This window comes from Luteimonas sp. gir (assembly GCF_037198055.1).
GTDB classification, from domain to species: domain Bacteria; phylum Pseudomonadota; class Gammaproteobacteria; order Xanthomonadales; family Xanthomonadaceae; genus Luteimonas; species Luteimonas citri_A.
Genome location: NZ_JBBAXQ010000001.1, coordinates 494,583 through 513,782 on the forward strand (window position 1 = coordinate 494,583; position 19,200 = coordinate 513,782).

9 protein-coding genes, 1 pseudogene and 2 CRISPR repeat arrays are annotated in these 19,200 nt (G+C 63.2%); of the genes and pseudogenes, 7 read left to right on the forward strand and 3 right to left on the reverse strand.

Going from position 1 to position 19,200, the window contains the following annotated elements:
• The first annotated feature begins 212 nt into the window (after positions 1 to 212).
• The 5 genes from csy1 to WAF18_RS02295 all read left to right on the forward strand — a co-directional run bounded on the left by csy1 (position 213) and on the right by WAF18_RS02295 (position 13,326).
• The gene (gene csy1 / locus WAF18_RS02275) at positions 213 to 1,559 is read left to right on the forward strand and encodes a type I-F CRISPR-associated protein Csy1 (RefSeq protein WP_337243670.1); all 1,347 of its coding nucleotides are present in this window, start codon (positions 213 to 215) and stop codon (positions 1,557 to 1,559) included.
• Entirely contained in the window at positions 1,556 to 2,551 is a 996-nt protein-coding gene (gene csy2, locus WAF18_RS02280; RefSeq protein WP_337243671.1) for a type I-F CRISPR-associated protein Csy2, read from the forward strand. The genes csy1 and csy2 overlap by 4 nt, the downstream gene beginning before the upstream one ends.
• Positions 2,552 to 2,576: 25 nt before the next feature.
• Positions 2,577 to 3,614: a type I-F CRISPR-associated protein Csy3 gene (gene csy3, locus WAF18_RS02285; RefSeq protein WP_337243672.1), complete on the forward strand. Its 1,038-nt coding sequence runs from the start codon at positions 2,577 to 2,579 to the stop codon at positions 3,612 to 3,614.
• Between the two features lie 4 nt (positions 3,615 to 3,618).
• The gene (gene cas6f / locus WAF18_RS02290) at positions 3,619 to 4,185 is read left to right on the forward strand and encodes a type I-F CRISPR-associated endoribonuclease Cas6/Csy4 (RefSeq protein ID WP_337243673.1); all 567 of its coding nucleotides are present in this window, start codon (positions 3,619 to 3,621) and stop codon (positions 4,183 to 4,185) included.
• A 129-nt stretch (positions 4,186 to 4,314) separates the two neighbouring features.
• Positions 4,315 to 11,966: a CRISPR direct-repeat array (repeat unit 28 nt; unit sequence GCTCGCTGCCGCACAGGCAGCTCAGAAA).
• Between the two features lie 76 nt (positions 11,967 to 12,042).
• A CRISPR array of direct repeats spans positions 12,043 to 12,552; the repeat unit is 28 nt; unit sequence GCTCGCTGCCGCACAGGCAGCTCAGAAA.
• A 345-nt stretch (positions 12,553 to 12,897) separates the two neighbouring features.
• Positions 12,898 to 13,326 carry a hypothetical protein gene (locus WAF18_RS02295; RefSeq protein ID WP_337243674.1) on the forward strand — a complete coding sequence of 143 codons (429 nt, stop codon included), beginning with the start codon at positions 12,898 to 12,900 and terminating at the stop codon, positions 13,324 to 13,326.
• A gap of 11 nt (positions 13,327 to 13,337) precedes the next feature.
• On the opposite strand, the gene WAF18_RS02300 is transcribed toward WAF18_RS02295, so the two are convergent.
• The 3 genes and pseudogenes from WAF18_RS02300 to WAF18_RS02310 form a co-directional block, all read right to left on the reverse strand.
• Positions 13,338 to 13,526 (reverse strand): hypothetical protein, encoded by a 189-nt coding sequence (locus WAF18_RS02300; protein WP_337243675.1) that lies wholly within the window; start codon positions 13,524 to 13,526, stop codon positions 13,338 to 13,340.
• A 54-nt stretch (positions 13,527 to 13,580) separates the two neighbouring features.
• A pseudogene (locus tag WAF18_RS02305) lies at positions 13,581 to 13,787 on the reverse strand (SymE family type I addiction module toxin); the annotation flags it as partial.
• Between the two features lie 226 nt (positions 13,788 to 14,013).
• On the reverse strand, positions 14,014 to 14,694 hold the full coding sequence (locus WAF18_RS02310; RefSeq protein ID WP_337243676.1) for a hypothetical protein: 681 nt from the start codon (positions 14,692 to 14,694) through the stop codon (positions 14,014 to 14,016).
• 476 nt (positions 14,695 to 15,170) lie between these two features.
• Here WAF18_RS02310 and WAF18_RS02315 point away from each other — a divergent pair, with 476 nt between their 5' ends.
• Positions 15,171 to 15,962 (forward strand): Hachiman antiphage defense system protein HamA, encoded by a 792-nt coding sequence (locus tag WAF18_RS02315; RefSeq protein WP_337243677.1) that lies wholly within the window; start codon positions 15,171 to 15,173, stop codon positions 15,960 to 15,962.
• 2 nt (positions 15,963 to 15,964) lie between these two features.
• Positions 15,965 to 18,940, forward strand: a complete 2,976-nt coding sequence (locus tag WAF18_RS02320) for a DEAD/DEAH box helicase (protein WP_337243678.1) — start codon at positions 15,965 to 15,967, stop codon at positions 18,938 to 18,940.
• Positions 18,941 to 19,200: the final 260 nt, after the last annotated feature.

The window sequence follows — 19,200 nt, forward strand, 5'->3', positions numbered from 1 at the left end:
ATGAAGGAAACTGCATGCGGGATCGCCAAGATCTAATCGATAACAAAGCAGGACTTCTCATATTTCCTGCTCATCATTCTTATTAGCTAAAGAGTGCAGAAAATGAGTGTCATAGGGCCATAGCCTTAAGCGTTCGCCAGCTACCCGATGTCTCAACTTGCGAGACGACGGGCCGCTAATTGATTGCAGCTGTTTTATCAGGGAGACAAGGAATGCCAGAGCTGACAGATCGGGGGGGCGATTTCCGCACCACCATCGCGTCATTCATTGAAGGGCGGCGGGAAGGGAAGCTGAAAGGCAAGGAAGACGATGCCGACATGGCATCGAAGTATGACTACACGACCTGGCTGGCCGATGCTGCCCGCCGCGTCAGCCAGATCCAGGCAGTCACGCACGTGCTCAAGGCCACACATCCCGACGCTCGCGGCAGCAGCCTACACGTCGATCCGGCCTCGTTACCTCGCCATCGTGAGATCGGCACGCACGCCCTGGGCGATGGTTATGCCGAAGACGTGGTGGGCAACGCCGCTGCATTGGATGTGTTCAAGTTCCTCAAGCTGGAGATTGAGGGCAAGCGCCTGCTTGACTGGATGCAGGCCGGTGATGCGGACCTGATGGCTGCGTTGTCGCACGATACCGAGCAGGCCAAGGCCTGGATGCAGGCCTTCGCCTCGCTGGTCCGCAAAGACAGCCAGCCTGCGACGCATCCGATGGCCAAGCAGGTCTACTGGCTCGTGGGCGAAGAGCCTCATGACGACAGCCAGTATCATTTGCTGCAACCGATGTTCGCCAGTTCGCTGACCCATGCTGTGCATACGAACATCCAGGCGGCGCGTTTCGGCGAAGACAACAAGCAAGCGCGGCAGGCTTTCAGGGCCAAGCAGGCACTCGATGCGCCGTATCGCGACTATCGCAATCTGGTCGCGCGCAAGCTCGGTGGTACCAAGCCGCAGAACATCTCCCAGCTTAACAGCGAGCGCGGCGGCATCAGCTACCTGCTGCCATCGCTGCCGCCGCCGGCATGGCGGGGAGACGGCCGCTCTGGAGTCGGGAAACGGGAGTCGGTGTTCGAGGTCTTCTTGTGGTTCGGGGACGTACGCAAGCGCACCAAAGCATTGGCGGATTACCTGCTGTCGGTGCAGGACAATGCGGGCAACATGCCCACACGCGACAAGCGCGATGACATGTTCCGGGTGATCGTCGATGAGCTGGCGCTCTTTGGCGCCACGCTTCGCGAGCGTTATCCAGTTGGCTGGACGCGCGCGGACGACTGTCGACTACCGCAATGCGAGCGCCTCTGGCTGGATCCGGAGCGGGCGGACCCAGAGCACCCAGGTTGGGTGGCCGAAGACGAGACCTTCAAGGCTGAGTACGACCGCGGCGACTGGGCGGACGAGGTGGCCACGCGCTTTGGCCTGTGGCTCAACGACCAGATGCGCAAGGCAGGACTGGTGGCCATGTCCCTGCCGGAACTGGAGCATTGGGTCAGCGGCGTCTTGATCGATGTGGCTTGGCCCGCGCCGCGACGCCGCCGCGCCGATGTGGGGGAGTTCGCATGAGCGACGACTTCCCCCGTTTCAGCCACCTAGTGATACTGCCGCGCCTGCGCATTCAGAACGCCAATGCCATCTCGAGCCCGCTGACGCACGGCTTTCCTTCGATGACCGCGTTTCTGGGCCTGCTCTGGGCGCTGGAGCGCAAGGCACGTCAGGCCGGCCTCGCGTTGGAGTTCAATGCGATCGGCGTCGCCAGCCATGACTGGCAGGAGCAGGTGAGCGCGAGTGGCTTTGTCAAATCGTTCCGCTTGACCCGAAATCCTGTGAGTAAGGATGGCAGCACCGCCGCGATCGTTGAGGAAGGTCGTATCCACCTCGAGCTGAGCCTGGTGATTGCGGTGCACGCCGAAGGATGGGAACAGCAGAGGCAAGCCGCTGACCTCGCGGCCGTCGCCGACCTGGTGGCCGGCATGCGCGTGGCTGGCGGCACGGTGTTGCCAGCTGCACGGCCGGATTCGCGGCGCCATCGGCCATGGGTGGCCGATTTCACCGGCGATAGCGCCGACCAGCGCAAGGCCTTTCGGGAAGTCTGCGTGCGCCTGCTGCCAGCCTCTGTCTTGGTGGCGCGCGATGATGTGATCGACCAGCGGCTTGCGCAAATCCAAGCCGAGCATCCGCAGCTCACTCGCCTCGACGCATGGTTGTCGTTGTCGCGGATCAACTGGCGCTACCAACCGGGTGAGAAGGAAGGCAAGGGCGAGTGGGTCCACGACCGCGGCGGCCAGGGCTGGATCGTCCCGATTCCCGTTGGCTACGGCGCACTCGGCGCGCTTCATCCGGCCGGCAGCATTGCCAATGCACGTGATGCGACCACGCCATTCCGTTTCGTCGAAAGCTTGTATTCCGTTGGCGAGTGGATCAGCCCGCACCGCCTGCGATCGCCCCAGCAACTGCTTTGGTACCCCGAAAGCCGGCCCGACGAGGGGATGTACCGCTGCCGCAACGACTACGCCCCCGCCGCTGAGGCGCCTGGGCAAACCCAGAACTTCGACTGACGTCCATCAAGACAAGGAACCCATCATGTCTAACGAACTCAAGACCGCCTCCGTCCTCGCCTTCGAGCGCAAGCTCGACCCGTCCGATGCACTGTTCTTCGCCGGCAACTGGACCGCGCGCGACGGTGACGCCGGTTGGCAGCCGGTGAAGATCCGCGAGAAGTCCGTCCGCGGCACCATCTCCAACCGGCTCAAGACCAAGGATCAGGACCCTGCCAAGCTCGATGCAGCCATCGAAAACCCCAACTTGCAGACGGTGGACGTGGCTGCCCTGCCGTTGGAGGCCGACACGCTGAAGGTGCAGTTCACCCTGCGGGTCCTGCCGGGCACCGGCAAACCGTCCGCCGCCAACAGCGCGGCGTACGAAGCCAAGCTGCGGCAGACCATCCAGGGCTACGTGCAGGCCAACGGCTTCGCGGAGCTCGCACGCCGTTATGCGATCAATTTGGCCAACGGCCGCTTTCTGTGGCGCAACCGGGTGGGCGCCGAGCAGGTGGAAATCGAGGTGGCCCACCTCATCGATGGCCGAGCTGCGGAAACGTGGACCTTCGACGCGCTGGCCTTGTCGCTACGCGGCTTCGAGGTCCCGGCCGACGCAGGCGGAGCCATCGACGCCGTCTCCACCCTGATCGCAGCTGGCCTGGCGGGCGATCGGCACGTGCTGCTGCGGGTCACGGCATTTGTCCGCGCCGGCGCAGGACAGGAAGTATTCCCCTCCCAGGAGTTGATCCTCGATCGAGGCCGTGGCGACAAGAGCAAGACGCTCTATGCCGTCGGCGAGGGCGACAAGGCCGTGGCCGCGATCCACTCCCAGAAGATTGGCAACGCACTGCGCAGCATCGATACCTGGTACCCGGGCGCCGAGGACAACGGACCGATTGCCGTCGAACCCTACGGCTCGGTCACCACCCAGGGCAAGGCGTGGCGCCAGCCGAAGGAAAAGCAAGACTTCTACACCTTGCTTGATGGTTGGATCCTCAAGGACAAGGTACCTGCACTGGAGCAGCAGCACTTCATCATCGCCACGCTGGTGCGCGGCGGTGTGTTCGGCGATGCGGGCTGATCCCATGACCACGCACTACCTCGATTTCACACTTGCCCCCGACCCGGAGACCAGCGCAACCCATCTGTTGGGTGCGCTGTACGATCGGTTCCACTTGGCGCTGGTGCAGCGGCGTATTGACACCATCGGCGTCAGCTTTCCCGGATATAGCCTCGTACCGCGCACGCTGGGCACACAGTTACGGTTGCATGGTCGTGCAGATGACCTGACGCCATTCATGCACGCCGATTGGCTTAAGGGTGTACGGGATCATGTGCACCTGTCCGACATCCTCGAAACACCCGTCAACGCCGAGCATCGTGCGGTCCAACGTCGGCAGTTCAAGACGAGTGCAGACCGCCTACGAAGGCGGCGCATGCGGCGAAAAGGCGAGACTGCCGCGCAGGCTGAGCAGGCGATCCCCGTCACCGTGGAGCGAAGGCCTGATCTTCCCTATGTGCAGTTGCGCAGTCGGAGCACCGGGCAGCCGTTCTCCCTGTTCGTCGCGTTGGGACCGTTGATGCCTATAGCCACTCCGGGCCCCTTCAATGCGTACGGACTGAGCGCAACGACGACCGTGCCCTGGTTCTGACCCTTTTTCGGAAAGGGTCACCGCGCTCTTTGAAAATCAAAAACTTACGCCCGCCTCCTTAGTAAGGGTTGGCGGGCTGCTTTTGCTTGAATTCCAGTCTATACAATGGCTTGGCGTGAAAAACCTCTAGCTCGCTGCCGCACAGGCAGCTCAGAAAACCGTGCGCGGCTGGAAGAACGGCATCGAGCCGCTCGCTGCCGCACAGGCAGCTCAGAAAACATCAGCCGGAACAGCACCGCGATCTACACGGCTCGCTGCCGCACAGGCAGCTCAGAAATGACCTACATCCAGACCGGCGCGGTATCCGGCGCTCGCTGCCGCACAGGCAGCTCAGAAACTGAAGGAAGGCGACGGCTTCGTCGACATCACCGCTCGCTGCCGCACAGGCAGCTCAGAAATTGTCAGGCACGTCGCCGAGGTTCGCCGCCCGGCTCGCTGCCGCACAGGCAGCTCAGAAATCACGCTGGCCGAGGCGCAGCGGATTGTCGGCGCTCGCTGCCGCACAGGCAGCTCAGAAAAACCACGGCAGCGAGGCCCGGCAGATCCACTAGCTCGCTGCCGCACAGGCAGCTCAGAAATCAACCCGCTGAACCCCGAGCATCGCCGGCTCGCTCGCTGCCGCACAGGCAGCTCAGAAAGCCGCGGACGGACGCAGCAGTCCCTTCAACGCGCTCGCTGCCGCACAGGCAGCTCAGAAACGCCGACAACGGCTCCCTTGGGGAACGGGAACGCTCGCTGCCGCACAGGCAGCTCAGAAAAGCCGGGGTTGGCGACGTACTTGCCCATCACCGCTCGCTGCCGCACAGGCAGCTCAGAAATTCTCGCCCTCGACCTTCGCGCGCGCCTGCGAGCTCGCTGCCGCACAGGCAGCTCAGAAAATAGGCGCGCGGCTTGATGTCGTGCGTGCGCAGCTCGCTGCCGCACAGGCAGCTCAGAAAGTCGAGGCCCAGCGCGTCGAGCTGGCGTTCAAGCTCGCTGCCGCACAGGCAGCTCAGAAAGTGGTGCACAACGCCATCGACCGCGACAACGAGCTCGCTGCCGCACAGGCAGCTCAGAAAATCCACGCGTCGAACTCGTCGACGTTGTACACGCTCGCTGCCGCACAGGCAGCTCAGAAAGCTGAGAACATGGCGTCGAAGCTGCAGGGCGAGCTCGCTGCCGCACAGGCAGCTCAGAAATTGCTTTTTGCAGCCACGATGATCGTAATCGCGCTCGCTGCCGCACAGGCAGCTCAGAAACACGCACCAGGTCACCTGCGGGGTCCACTTGCGCTCGCTGCCGCACAGGCAGCTCAGAAATCGAGCAGATCAGGCGGGCCGTACGTTGAGCAGCTCGCTGCCGCACAGGCAGCTCAGAAAGCATGGGCACATTGCAGGGGCTGGCCGGCATGGCTCGCTGCCGCACAGGCAGCTCAGAAAACTGAGATCGATTTCGAGAAGGGCGAGCCGGTGCTCGCTGCCGCACAGGCAGCTCAGAAATCGCAACCAATCAGTAAGGAGTAACGATCATGGCTCGCTGCCGCACAGGCAGCTCAGAAACCACCGTCCCTCGTGTAGCCGGCGCGCGGGACGCTCGCTGCCGCACAGGCAGCTCAGAAAGCAGCGCGGATAGCCGTAGGCGCCGCCCCACAGCTCGCTGCCGCACAGGCAGCTCAGAAAGTATCCCGTACAATCGGCCCCGGAAAAGGACAGCTCGCTGCCGCACAGGCAGTTCAGAAACGCCGTGGTGTCCGACGTACTGTCCGAAGAACGCTCGCTGCCGCACAGGCAGCTCAGAAAATAGGGCCGATTCCAGAGGTGAGCCAATTCTGGCTCGCTGCCGCACAGGCAGCTCAGAAAATGAAGGCGATCCAGACCTTCGGCGGCCAGGCGCTCGCTGCCGCACAGGCAGCTCAGAAAGAACGCGGCGACGATGTGCTCGACCATGTGCCGCTCGCTGCCGCACAGGCAGCTCAGAAATGCGACGCGGAAGGCCGCCCGCGCGCGCGCCTGCTCGCTGCCGCACAGGCAGCTCAGAAAAGCGACGCCGATGGGGTCCTCGACGCAGCCAAGCTCGCTGCCGCACAGGCAGCTCAGAAAAGCAGCGTCACCTCGCGCACGTTGAGCGTCACGCTCGCTGCCGCACAGGCAGCTCAGAAAGCTCGATCGAAGTGGAGTTGGCCGACGCAATGGCTCGCTGCCGCACAGGCAGCTCAGAAAAGTTTGCATGCGACCTGGCCAGGGCAGCGCTGGCTCGCTGCCGCACAGGCAGCTCAGAAAAACATGGCACGCCGTCCGTCCGATGGAAGAGTGCTCGCTGCCGCACAGGCAGCTCAGAAATTAGCTATATTTTGCGACGTGGACGTAAGTGCGCTCGCTGCCGCACAGGCAGCTCAGAAATTAGAGCGTTGGCGGTGGAAGCGTTGCACTTCGCTCGCTGCCGCACAGGCAGCTCAGAAAAATGCGGAACCCCGGCTGCCGTACCTGTACGCGCTCGCTGCCGCACAGGCAGCTCAGAAATGGACGCGCCGACGGCCTACGTGCCGGACGAGGCTCGCTGCCGCACAGGCAGCTCAGAAATCCAGTGCCGCGCCCAGGTCATCCGGCCGAGCGCTCGCTGCCGCACAGGCAGCTCAGAAAATGTCGCAGGTTGTCCAGGCCGTGCGACGGATGCTCGCTGCCGCACAGGCAGCTCAGAAATGTTGCCGCTCGGGCGTCCCATCGGATGGGTGGCTCGCTGCCGCACAGGCAGCTCAGAAAATATCGTTGAGTCGTTTATCAATCAACAAAATGCTCGCTGCCGCACAGGCAGCTCAGAAAGAGGTCGCCGATGCGCCGGCAGATCTCTGCTCGCTCGCTGCCGCACAGGCAGCTCAGAAAAGGATGTCGAAGCCGCCCGTCTCCGGGTAACAGCTCGCTGCCGCACAGGCAGCTCAGAAATCGCTGCGCAGTCCTGCCTGATGGCCGGCAGCGCTCGCTGCCGCACAGGCAGCTCAGAAATGACCGGGGGTGGACCGACGGGCTGAACCGGAGCTCGCTGCCGCACAGGCAGCTCAGAAAAACGAGCTGAGCGCAGCCCTGTCGCGTGGGGGGCTCGCTGCCGCACAGGCAGCTCAGAAATCGACCAGCAGATGCAGCAGGGCCTGCTCACAGCTCGCTGCCGCACAGGCAGCTCAGAAACACTCCGGCGCGCGCCTGCCCTGCGTCCCCATCGCTCGCTGCCGCACAGGCAGCTCAGAAAGTATCGGGATGTCGGCCGCGGTGCTGCGCAACGCTCGCTGCCGCACAGGCAGCTCAGAAAGCTGCATTCGCCCTCGCAGACGATCTGCGAGCGCTCGCTGCCGCACAGGCAGCTCAGAAAGGCCTCGCCTCGGCCATGAAGGCGATCCAGACGCTCGCTGCCGCACAGGCAGCTCAGAAAGTCCGGAACTGACGAGCGAGTGTACGAGATAGGCTCGCTGCCGCACAGGCAGCTCAGAAAGTGAGTACGAAGCCGATACCGTCAAAGTTTCCGCTCGCTGCCGCACAGGCAGCTCAGAAAAATCAGCTCCGCGTTGGATATCACAAGGATTCGCTCGCTGCCGCACAGGCAGCTCAGAAACGGAATACCTCCGGGCGTTGCTCGATCAAGCCGCTCGCTGCCGCACAGGCAGCTCAGAAATTGTAAGCGGACAGTTTCAGCCCGGCCTCTCGGCTCGCTGCCGCACAGGCAGCTCAGAAAAGCGGCGCCAGCTGCAGCGCGCAGCGCGTCACGCTCGCTGCCGCACAGGCAGCTCAGAAAGCGAAGGAAGCGCACAACATCCTGACGCGTGCGCTCGCTGCCGCACAGGCAGCTCAGAAAGCGGTAGCCATCGCCGTCGCGCTCAACGGCGCGCTCGCTGCCGCACAGGCAGCTCAGAAAAGGTAGTGCACGGGGCTGACATCGCCCGTGCGGCTCGCTGCCGCACAGGCAGCTCAGAAAGATCACGCCATTGGCCTTCGCCGAGCGGCCTGGCTCGCTGCCGCACAGGCAGCTCAGAAACTAGGCGCAAGGCGTCCTATCGTCTTGAGCAGGCTCGCTGCCGCACAGGCAGCTCAGAAAAGTTCCGCGGCAACGGCATGCGCGCCAACCACGCTCGCTGCCGCACAGGCAGCTCAGAAACTACACAGTCATGACACACCATTTCCGTTCATGCTCGCTGCCGCACAGGCAGCTCAGAAAAATCTCGTTCAACGTCTCGTCGAGCTATCGGCGCTCGCTGCCGCACAGGCAGCTCAGAAAAGATCGTTGGCGCGAAAGAAAACTACGACGCTGCTCGCTGCCGCACAGGCAGCTCAGAAAGGACGGATGCAGGCTGCGCGGGTGTTGATGGTGCTCGCTGCCGCACAGGCAGCTCAGAAAAGGTTGAAGACCAGGCGAGCGCCGGCGCGTTCGCTCGCTGCCGCACAGGCAGCTCAGAAATCCGCGAGGGTGGCTTCCGGCCCCATCCGCTCGCTCGCTGCCGCACAGGCAGCTCAGAAAGTACAGGAACAGCACCATGACGGCGATGCCCAGCTCGCTGCCGCACAGGCAGCTCAGAAAAGCGACGGAAGGGCCGCGAGAAATCATCCAACGCTCGCTGCCGCACAGGCAGCTCAGAAATGCACGCGCTGGCCGCAGCACATGACCAGCCGGGCTCGCTGCCGCACAGGCAGCTCAGAAAACCGCAAGCGGTCAATGTCGCCAGCCCGATCAGCTCGCTGCCGCACAGGCAGCTCAGAAACTGGAGGCAGACCCCGAGACCCTGGGACAGTTGCTCGCTGCCGCACAGGCAGCTCAGAAAGCAAGGCCATGCTCGGCGCGCAGAACGCGGCCGCTCGCTGCCGCACAGGCAGCTCAGAAATGCGCCAGGTGGCGGGTCAGGTCAGTGGTGACGCTCGCTGCCGCACAGGCAGCTCAGAAATCGACGGGGGCGCCGGCGGGTGGGGTGACGGGGCTCGCTGCCGCACAGGCAGCTCAGAAATGGTGCTGTCGTTGGCGACGCGGGGATATGGAGCTCGCTGCCGCACAGGCAGCTCAGAAAGAACACGACGGACAGGGCCGCAGACAGCACGAGCTCGCTGCCGCACAGGCAGCTCAGAAATGCTGCTCTTTGGTGCGGGCCGCCATGAACCCGCTCGCTGCCGCACAGGCAGCTCAGAAAATGACCGTGCAGAGCGCACGCCCACAGCGGTTCGCTCGCTGCCGCACAGGCAGCTCAGAAATTGGCGAAGTCCTGAAACAGCGGATCGCTCTTGCTCGCTGCCGCACAGGCAGCTCAGAAATGCACCGGGTCGAGCCGTCGGACCTGCTTGGCGCTCGCTGCCGCACAGGCAGCTCAGAAATGCGGCTCGCCGATGCCGGCGGACTGCCCCCAGCTCGCTGCCGCACAGGCAGCTCAGAAAAACGGTCTCAACGAGATTGCCGACCGCAGTACGCTCGCTGCCGCACAGGCAGCTCAGAAATGCAGATGGTCGAGCGGGCAACCGCCGGGAGTGCTCGCTGCCGCACAGGCAGCTCAGAAAACGTTCCGCGCCGCGCCTTGGGCGGACGTGCTGCTCGCTGCCGCACAGGCAGCTCAGAAATGCTCGACGTGACGCAAAGATCGTATATCTGCGCTCGCTGCCGCACAGGCAGCTCAGAAATACGTGCCGGACGAGCCGCAGGCGCCGGCGGAGCTCGCTGCCGCACAGGCAGCTCAGAAAGCCAAAGCCACCAGTTGCCCGACGACGATGCCGCTCGCTGCCGCACAGGCAGCTCAGAAAATTCCCGGCTGAAGGTTGATGCGCGCATGTGTGCTCGCTGCCGCACAGGCAGCTCAGAAATCGATCGTCGTGCTGTGCGTCGTGATCGGCGCGCTCGCTGCCGCACAGGCAGCTCAGAAAACAACGTCAAGCCCGTGCAGGCGGCGCGCACCGCTCGCTGCCGCACAGGCAGCTCAGAAAAGGGGGCCGAGCCGATCACCACGCAGATCGCCGCTCGCTGCCGCACAGGCAGCTCAGAAATTACCGCGTCGACGACCCGGACGCCCCGCGCCGCTCGCTGCCGCACAGGCAGCTCAGAAATCAATAAGCTGCAAGAGCAGTTGATGCTCAATGCTCGCTGCCGCACAGGCAGCTCAGAAAGGCAGGAATTCACCGTGAGCATTCGAAAGTTCGCTCGCTGCCGCACAGGCAGCTCAGAAAACCAGGAATCCGATTGCGCGTTGAAGCTCGTCGCTCGCTGCCGCACAGGCAGCTCAGAAATCGCCGCCTGCCGTCGTCGCGTCGCCGCGCTTGCTCGCTGCCGAACAGGCAGCTCAGAAATAAAATGGAGTAGCTAAGAGGAAAATGCGTCTGCTCGCTGCCGCACAGGCAGCTCAGAAAGATGTCCGGGCGACCGCAGCAGTGATTTCCCCGCTCGCTGCCGCACAGGCAGCTCAGAAATACTACGCCAGCAGCTTGGACAAGCGCCGGGCGCTCGCTGCCGCACAGGCAGCTCAGAAAATGAGCGACAAGGGAAATCAGGCGGAGGAAGTGCTCGCTGCTGCACAGGCAGCTCAGAAACTTCTCGAAGGTGATGCTCAACTGCTGCATCGGCTCGCTGCCGCACAGGCAGCTCAGAAATCATAGGAGGAACTCATGCAGCCGCCGGAGGTGCTCGCTGCCGCACAGGCAGCTCAGAAAGTGAGGCTGGACGCGACGAAGGCCGAGCCGTTGCTCGCTGCCGCACAGGCAGCTCAGAAAACGGCAAGCCGCGCAAGAAGGGCGCCCGTTTCGCTCGCTGCCGCACAGGCAGCTCAGAAAACCCCGTAACCCAAAGGGGCCGGCCTCCGGGCGCTCGCTGCCGCACAGGCAGCTCAGAAAGATCTAGCGCACTGTTTCCAATGCGCTAGGGCGCTCGCTGCCGCACAGGCAGCTCAGAAAAGCAAGAGAGCGGTGAGGGACATGGCGGAGGAGCTCGCTGCCGCACAGGCAGCTCAGAAAAAGAAGGCCGCGCCGGCGCGCGCCACGGTCGTGCTCGCTGCCGCACAGGCAGCTCAGAAACTGCACGCGGGCGAGGGCGGCGCGACCACGCTGCTCGCTGCCGCACAGGCAGCTCAGAAATTCTCGCAGTTGCCGAGGTCGATGCACTGCACGCTCGCTGCCGCACAGGCAGCTCAGAAAGAGCAGCGCGCCGCAGATGCACGGTCCGCGATGCTCGCTGCCGCACAGGCAGCTCAGAAAGACGTAGAGCCATGCAAGTCGGTGCGCAAAGTGCTCGCTGCCGCACAGGCAGCTCAGAAAGGTCCCCGGTTGCGTCATGGCCGACCAGGTGCGCTCGCTGCCGCACAGGCAGCTCAGAAAAGTGGGAAGGCTGGGGCACCGCCCTGAAGCCCGCTCGCTGCCGCACAGGCAGCTCAGAAAATTCGCCGGACGCCTCGCACCTGGCGAACCGCGCTCGCTGCCGCACAGGCAGCTCAGAAAACCAGGCCGTCGCGCTCGAGGCGCAGGATCGTGCTCGCTGCCGCACAGGCAGCTCAGAAAGTAAAGCTCAAATCGGCCGCCGTTGTCGAATCGCTCGCTGCCGCACAGGCAGCTCAGAAACGACGCAGAGCGACACGGGGCACGGTCACGGCGCTCGCTGCCGCACAGGCAGCTCAGAAAGGAGACGAGACGATAGACGAAACCCGGCTCTAGCTCGCTGCCGCACAGGCAGCTCAGAAAGACAAGCGGGCGGCGATCGACAGGGCGATGACGCTCGCTGCCGCACAGGCAGCTCAGAAATCGCCGCGCAGGCGGCCGGCGAGTGCAGCCAAGCTCGCTGCCGCACAGGCAGCTCAGAAACTCGAGCAGCGTGCGCGCGACGTCGCCGGCCTGCTCGCTAGAAAGCGAACGTCGAATCTGGGATGCCATGCTCGCCGCTCGCTGCCGCACAGGCAGCTCAGAAATGGGCCGGTGCCGCTGGCAACGTGGCCGCTGCGCTCGCTGCCGCACAGGCAGCTCAGAAGAAGTCCACAATGGTGGGAGATACGGCGTTGTGAGCTCGCTGCCGCACAGGCAGTTCAGAAACAAGGGCCGGTCAGTGCTCGATCACGCATACAGCTCGCTGCCGCACAGGCAGCTCAGAAATCCGGGCGTTGCTCGAACGAGCCGGCGTGTCCCGCTCGCTGCCGCACAGGCAGCTCAGAAAAGGTGGCAGATGTTCTTGGCGAGGTAGGTCATGCTCGCTGCCGCACAGGCAGCTCAGAAAGCGAGGCCCGACTTGAGCAGCGTGGCGCCGCGGCTCGCTGCCGCACAGGCAGCTCAGAAACGCACTGGCGCCCGGCCGAGCAGAAGCGGCGTGCTCGCTGCCGCACAGGCAGCTCAGAAATGTCGTATCACTCGCAGCGGTGGCTCCCGAAAGCTCGCTGCCGCACAGGCAGCTCAGAAAACGCTGCCGAAATTCCAGCTCTCGAAAAGATCCCATGCTTCCTCCAGCGCAGTGTCGCTACCGAAGGAGTAAGTAATGTGGCCGCCCTCCCGCTAGACGAACCGGTCAACGGAAGTACGACTGAGATCACGCACGCTACCTAGGCTCTCACTGCGTGGTCCCTGGCGTACCAGAATCCACTCGCTGGTAATGCGCGTCTCAGGTTTGAGCACGTTTGGTTGCGCGTTGTCGAATGGTATCCTGCACGCCAGTAAGAGCCGCCCAGCGCGGTCGCTGATGGCTCTGACCAACGTAATGGTTTGATCAATCTCAGTGACTGCCAAATCAGACCCATCTGCACGCGTGTTGGAAGGCCTCAAGCACCGGCATGCGCGGCAGACACAAGAACTCGATGCGCTTCTTCAGGCCACCAAGCGCGGCCGACGCGTTATGCGTGGGCTGCTTTCGTTCGCTTTGCTGTTGGGAGGCGGAGCCTCAATCTGGCTGCTGATTTCGCTCGGCCAGATCATCAATCAAGGGTTCGTCGTCGAATGCGCACGCATGTCGACGATCGATTGCCGACACGCTGGGCCTTCCGAAGGTGCCTTTTGGCTTGTGGTGTCCATGCGGGGCTTCATGCTCTTGCTTGTCGGTAGCGCCTCGGCATTTGCAGCGCTGATGATGCGAGCAACGCTGAAACCTGCACCCAACGTGGAGGCAGCCCGCGCTCGGTTACAGCGCCTGGAGGCGTCAATTGCGCAAGCCGAGAAGGCACAGGTGGATTCAGAAGACTGATGCCTGCTGCCCTATGACGCCGTTGACAATCCGATCTCGTCGTCCGGACCAGGGCCGGCGGCTGATTCGGTATCGGGGCACAGCGCATCGATCAAGATGCGCCGGGCCTCGTCTTCCATCGAATGGCCGTGCTGCCTTGCCAGGATGCGCAGACGCGCGAGCATGTCGTCGTCCAGGTCATGAAGGGTCAAGCTGTCCAAACCCTCGTCTCCAAGCCGAGGGTGATGTCATGGATCTCGCGGTGACGGCGCATGTCAGGTCTCCGCACCATCGGCCGTCAGCATCAACACGCCCTTGCCGGCCGTGATCCGCAGACGCGTGCCGACGTTGAAGCCCAGTGCGTCAAGCCAAAGCCCGCTCAAGCGTAGATAGGGCACCTCGTCGTCGCCCCGGTAGCGATCGTGCGTCGCGTAGTGGTGGTAGCTCACCGTGCAGCGTCGTGGTCGGCGCGGACGACGGGGCCGGGCGGGGTGGTCGTGACCGAAATGACGTGGGGTGCCCGTATCGGTAGGCGATGAGGGCGTGCCGGCTCGGGATCCGCTGACGGACATGTCGAGGGTGTCGGTTTGGCGATACATGGGAATCCTCCATGACGAACGTGCGCTCGTAACAGCGCAAAGGTAGCGAAAACGGGAGCGGGCCCGCCGCTGCGCAGCAGCGCAGCGGCGGGCCCGGCCCGTCAGCCGATCAGTGCAGAGCTTGAATCGCAGGCGATGCGGCGCCGTACGCCGGCCGATCCTCGTGCACGCCGCCATGCCGCTTGGCGCTGCGCTCGATCAACTGATCCTGCACCTGTTCGAGAATTTCCCGGACGGCATCCGCGCCCTCCGAGATCGCCAACCCCAGCGTCGGCACCGTGGCATCGGCCAGATCGTCCTCATGGCCCGATGCCAGCACGTCGCCATGCGCCATCAGCGTTTGCACCAGCCGGTCGAGGGCATCGGCTTGGTCGATGGTGACGCCGAAGACGTACGCCTCCGGGACGTCGATGGCACGCGCCGGCGAATCCGTCGTGGCGTAGGGCGTCGCATACGGCGTGGCCTCTGGATCGGCCGCAGGCTCGTCCGGTGGCGTGTCAGCGTCGTCGGTCGGCGCTGCGGCACGTCGCTTGGACGGTGCGTCCGGACGCGGCCGCCACGCCATGGCCTCCAGCACCAGTTCGGCTTGCTCGGCCAACATGGCCAGGCACGTGGCGAGTTCGCCGTGGCTGACTTCGGGCGGGTCGTCCAGTTCCTCATCTCGCGTGCGCGGCTCCGCCAGACGCGACAGAAACTCCATGTGGTCGCGCAGCTTCGCCAGCCGCGTGCGGTCATCCTCCGGCAGAAAGTAGCCAGCCCGCTCGGTGTCGTGCGTGTCGTGGTTCGACATGATGTTGCCTCCTTCAGTCCATCGAAGTGACCCGCCACCGAAGATGGCGACGGGAAGTCGGGAGGCTAGAAACCGCTACGAGCCGGCGGGCGTATTCCCCCGAAGGGTGTTGTATTAGCCGCCCTCCCGACGCAGGCAACACGTCGGTTGTGGCCGAAAGATTCGGACACAAAAAACCCACCGGTTTGTCGGAGGTGGGTACCGCTCGTAGAGGAGTTTCTAGGCTCCGTGGTCGAGTGTGCGAGGGTGTTGAGTGGTTGTCAAGCGGTTTGGCCGCTTTCGGCAAAAGCGGAAATAGGCGCTTGGGGCTAGAATCCATAACAAGCGACCTGCCCTTGAGCGCGGCTAGGCTTCCGCCGTTACTCCACGTCCCATAAAAGTCTGGCAAACTAAAGCCACCGTCCGAACGTAGTGACTGGACGGCTCTTGCGGGAACTGATCGCACGCCCGTTGATTAGTAGAGGGGAGTCAGCGCCATGGATGATCTCGGGATTGACTTCGTGGATGCGGTGCCTTGGTTCGCGCACGAGCACGACCATCCATATGTTCTCATTCGCGTAACTCCCGAGAATCTCGCGCTGCTAGCAGCACGGATTGGGGAGCCCTTACGGCGCTGCTACATTACCGACGCCGAGCTCAATGCAGCCGCACAGCGACATAACCTGCCTCGTGCCGAGGTCTGCGCATCGCGGATGCCTGATGCCGGGTCAACGATGTCCGGTGATTTCGGCGAGGTGCTTGGCTACTTCTACCAAGCGACACAAGCGCTGCCGATAGAAGCTATCGGTCCAAAGAAGTGGCGCCTCAAGCAGGATCGCACAAAGCCCGCGCCCAAGTCCGACGTCGTGCATTTCATCATGCCTAACCACCCCGAACCGAGCGATCAGGACGCCATTTTGTGTTCCGAAGTGAAAGCGAAGGCCACTCGCGGGGACACAACACCTATCGAAGGTGCAATCACTGACTGCAAGAAGGATCGCACCAGCCGTCTGGGGAGCACGTTGGTCTGGTTGCGCGAGCGTGCCATGACGACGGATCTCGGCGACGTGGACATTCCGATGCTTAATCGCTTCATTAACGCGGTAGACCATCTGCCGATGGTCAAGCGTTTTCGCGCCGTGGCGGTGATCTGCAATTCGCTGCTTGAAAACGAGTTGCTCGCTGCGCCCGCGGCCGCTGATCCGGAATTCACCCTCGTTGTTATCGCCGTGCCGGATTTGAAGGGCACTTACACGGCTGCGTTTGAAGCCGCCCACGCGTCGGCCTGACAATGCGACCGTCACTCCAGCGGTGGATCAACAACGCCGATACCGTACGACACCTACGCTACTTCCGGTTTGCCGAACTTCCGATTGACCTCGGGCCGATCGATCATCGACTGGACGACTACTACATCTCACTGGTAGGGGAATTGTTTGCCAACCTTCACCAGCCCGAGGTTGTGCCTGCGGACTGGGCACAGTTGGGGAACGCCTTCTTGCAGTTCTCGGCAGAGATGACACCGGATCAGTTGCGGGAGCGTGGCATATCAGGCGAAGACGCGGCGCTATTCGCTTCGGCCTCCTTCTACTTCGGCGACTTCCCGGCGTCGGCGTGTCTGGCAATGCGACGCTCGGAGCGGCCGGCCGATACGGCCAGCTTGCGCGCTGCGTGTTATGACTTCCTGGCACGCCCGGATGCCTTGCAGTCCGCGTTTGCACAGAACCTTCAGGAGGCAGTGAAGTCTGGAGCCATGGATCAAATTGCGGCAAGGGTTGCTGAGGCGCGTGAGCACGAGGCAGTCGCGTTGGTGGACGGGCCCGAGGCGTGGATAGTGGCCCGCCTGATGACACGATTGCTCGTACGATTCCAGCAAACCAATGTGCGTGCTGTGCTGAACGATGGCGCACATCAGTTCTGGACGCCGCTGGTTCGGTCGCTTGTGGATCGCCGCCCCTCTAGCTGGGAGTTCTTCCCCTCGCAGATTCAGGCGATCCGCGGTGGACTATTGACGAACGCTGACAGCTACGCACTGCAGATGCCGACCGGCGCAGGCAAGACGACGTTGTGCGAGACGTTGCTTTACTGGCATCTAGGCGCGCGTCCTCAGGACGTCGCCGTGTTGTTGGTGCCCCTGCGCTCCCTCGCTTCGGAACTTAAGGGAAGTCTGGTCGCACGGCTGAATGCCATGGGCGTACGCGCGCGGTGTGCGTACGGCGGAACGGTCCCGACCGGTGATGAGGCTAGCGGTCTCGACCAGATCCGCGCCATGGTGGCCACGCCGGAGACCTTGTCGGGAATCTTGACCGCCGATTCCGCCTTTGCTCAGCGCATCTCGTTGGTAATCTGCGACGAAGGCCACCTGCTGGACGGGGATGCGCGAGGAATCGGACTCGAGTTGCTGCTGGCGCGGATGAAGTCTCGCGCCGGAGCACCGCCACGATTCGTGTTCGTTTCGGCGATCGTACCGAACATCGAGGAGATCAACGCGTGGCTCGGTGGCACCGACGAGACTGTGATTCGCAGCAGCTATCGACCTGCAGTCGCCGAATTCGCCGTGCTCCAGCGACGGGGTGCCGGCGCGAATATGTCGATCAACCTAGCTATGCATCCGCATGAGGCGCCGGAGCGACGCGTCATTCTGGACGGATTTCTAAATCGCGACAGCTTTTCCTTCATCAATGCGCTAACGCTTCGCCGAAACACCTACGGGTTTGCCTCTGTAAAGACACAGGCGGTCGCGGCGGCGCGCAAAGTCCTGCCCATGGGGACTACCGCGATATTTGCCGCCAACAAGCGCGGTGACCAAGGCGCCGAGGGCCTCGCCAGAGAACTGGTCGAACAGTTGTCGCTTCCGCTGTCGTTGCCGGCACCGGCGGACTACACCAATGTCGCGCTCGTCACACCATGTCTTGCCTACCTAGAAAAGGAGTACGGCCCCGACTGGATCGGCACTCAGGCCGTGCGTCACGGCGCAGTGCTCCACCACGGCGACATCCCGCAGGAAACCCGCGAAGTTTTAGAGGCGTTGATACGCGAGGATGGGGTGCAACTGGTGATCTGCACCAGCACTCTGGCAGAGGGTGTGAATCTTCCGATTCGAACCCTGGTCCTGTACTCAGTCCAACGTCGGACCGCGGGAGGGCCGCCTGTGGCAATGCTAGAGCGAGACATCAAGAACCTGGTCGGCCGTGCCGGGCGCGCCGGCGCCAATACTAAAGGCCTCGTGATCTGCGCCAATTCGGGCCAGTGGGGATTGATATCCCCCGTCGCGCAGCACAGCCAAGGCGAGCCCGTAACCGGCTCCTTGGTGAGCCTGGTCCGAGCTTTGGCCGAATACCTGGCAGGCACCGCGATAGCGCTCAACAACGAATTCCTCGAGACCGAGGGAGCTGTCTATCCCGTCGTGGACGGCGTGGACTCCACATTGATCGATCTGATCTCAGAAGAGATCGGAGAAGATGCTTTCGTCGCGCGTGCGCGAGAGCTCGCCGAGCAGACCTTCGCGGCACGGCAGCTCGAACCCCGGCAGCGGGAATTGCTTCGTGAAGTTTTCGCACTTCGCGCCCAACGATTGATTGGCCTCAGACCGACGGGGAAATTGGCCTGGGTGCGCGATGCGGGCGCCAAGGTGCGCATGTTGGCCTCGGTCTCAGCTCGATTGTGGCCCATGCGGCCGAACTGGGTGGATCCCGTCGATACGCTCGACGACGGCTTGCGCAACGTCATCCTGGAGTGGGCGTGGACACATGCCGAGCTGCGTAGCGCGGTGGAGCAAGGGTTCCGTCTGGAGGCGGGCCAGGCAGACGCGGAGAAGGCGCGTTTCTTCGAGATCATCCGACGCTGGATGGGCGGACAGTCATTCCTCGAAATCGCGGGGGCCGTCCAGATGAACATGGACAACTTGCTGGCCGCTCACGCACGCTCGGTCTCGTTCACTCTGCAAATGCTGGTCGAACAAGGCTTGAGTCTGTTGGCGCGCCTAATGCAAGCCGATGGTCTGGAACTCGCGACCGGAGTATCGAACTTCACGCAGCAGCTGCGCTTCGGCGCACCGAATGCTGCCGCCCGATTACTCGCCGAATTTGGCGTGCGCCACCGCCGCGCCTACGTTGGATTGGGGAACGCTATTACCCAGCACGCACCGGCACCTGATCTCACGAATCTCAAGGTGACCGCCCGTCAAAGTTTGCTCCAGCATGCTGGCGGCTGGAGCGCTAACCTAGGTGAATTGGTGTACTCGAATACGCTCAACGACCTCGCCTGAAACAGAGGTATCCGCGCCCTTGCTGCAATGGCCCTACTGTAGTCGCCGTAAATCACGGGATGTTCGCTTTGGGTCGATAACGGACGTGCCCGGTCGTCCAATGGCTGAGCTGAACGGTGTAGTAGATTCTTGCGGTGATAGTACCGTGGTCCTACAGCTGCCCGCGCACATTGCAGGGCAACTACTGGCGCCGTCGAAGGTCAACGCGCCCCCGGCTGCCCTATCATCGACGCGCACATGGCGGCTCCGCCGCGCCACGC

What these genes read in the sequence shown, in the direction of transcription:
- csy1 (WP_337243670.1), top strand. Translation starts at nt 213, where the DNA reads ATGCCAGAGCTGACAGATCGGGGGGGCGATTTCCGCACCACCATCGCG.
- cas6f (WP_337243673.1), top strand. Translation starts at nt 3,619, where the DNA reads ATGACCACGCACTACCTCGATTTCACACTTGCCCCCGACCCGGAGACC.
- csy2 (WP_337243671.1), top strand. Translation starts at nt 1,556, where the DNA reads ATGAGCGACGACTTCCCCCGTTTCAGCCACCTAGTGATACTGCCGCGC.
- WAF18_RS02320 (WP_337243678.1), top strand. Translation starts at nt 15,965, where the DNA reads ATGCGACCGTCACTCCAGCGGTGGATCAACAACGCCGATACCGTACGA.
- WAF18_RS02315 (WP_337243677.1), top strand. Translation starts at nt 15,171, where the DNA reads ATGGATGATCTCGGGATTGACTTCGTGGATGCGGTGCCTTGGTTCGCG.
- csy3 (WP_337243672.1), top strand. Translation starts at nt 2,577, where the DNA reads ATGTCTAACGAACTCAAGACCGCCTCCGTCCTCGCCTTCGAGCGCAAG.
- WAF18_RS02310 (WP_337243676.1), bottom strand. Translation starts at nt 14,694, where the DNA reads ATGTCGAACCACGACACGCACGACACCGAGCGGGCTGGCTACTTTCTG.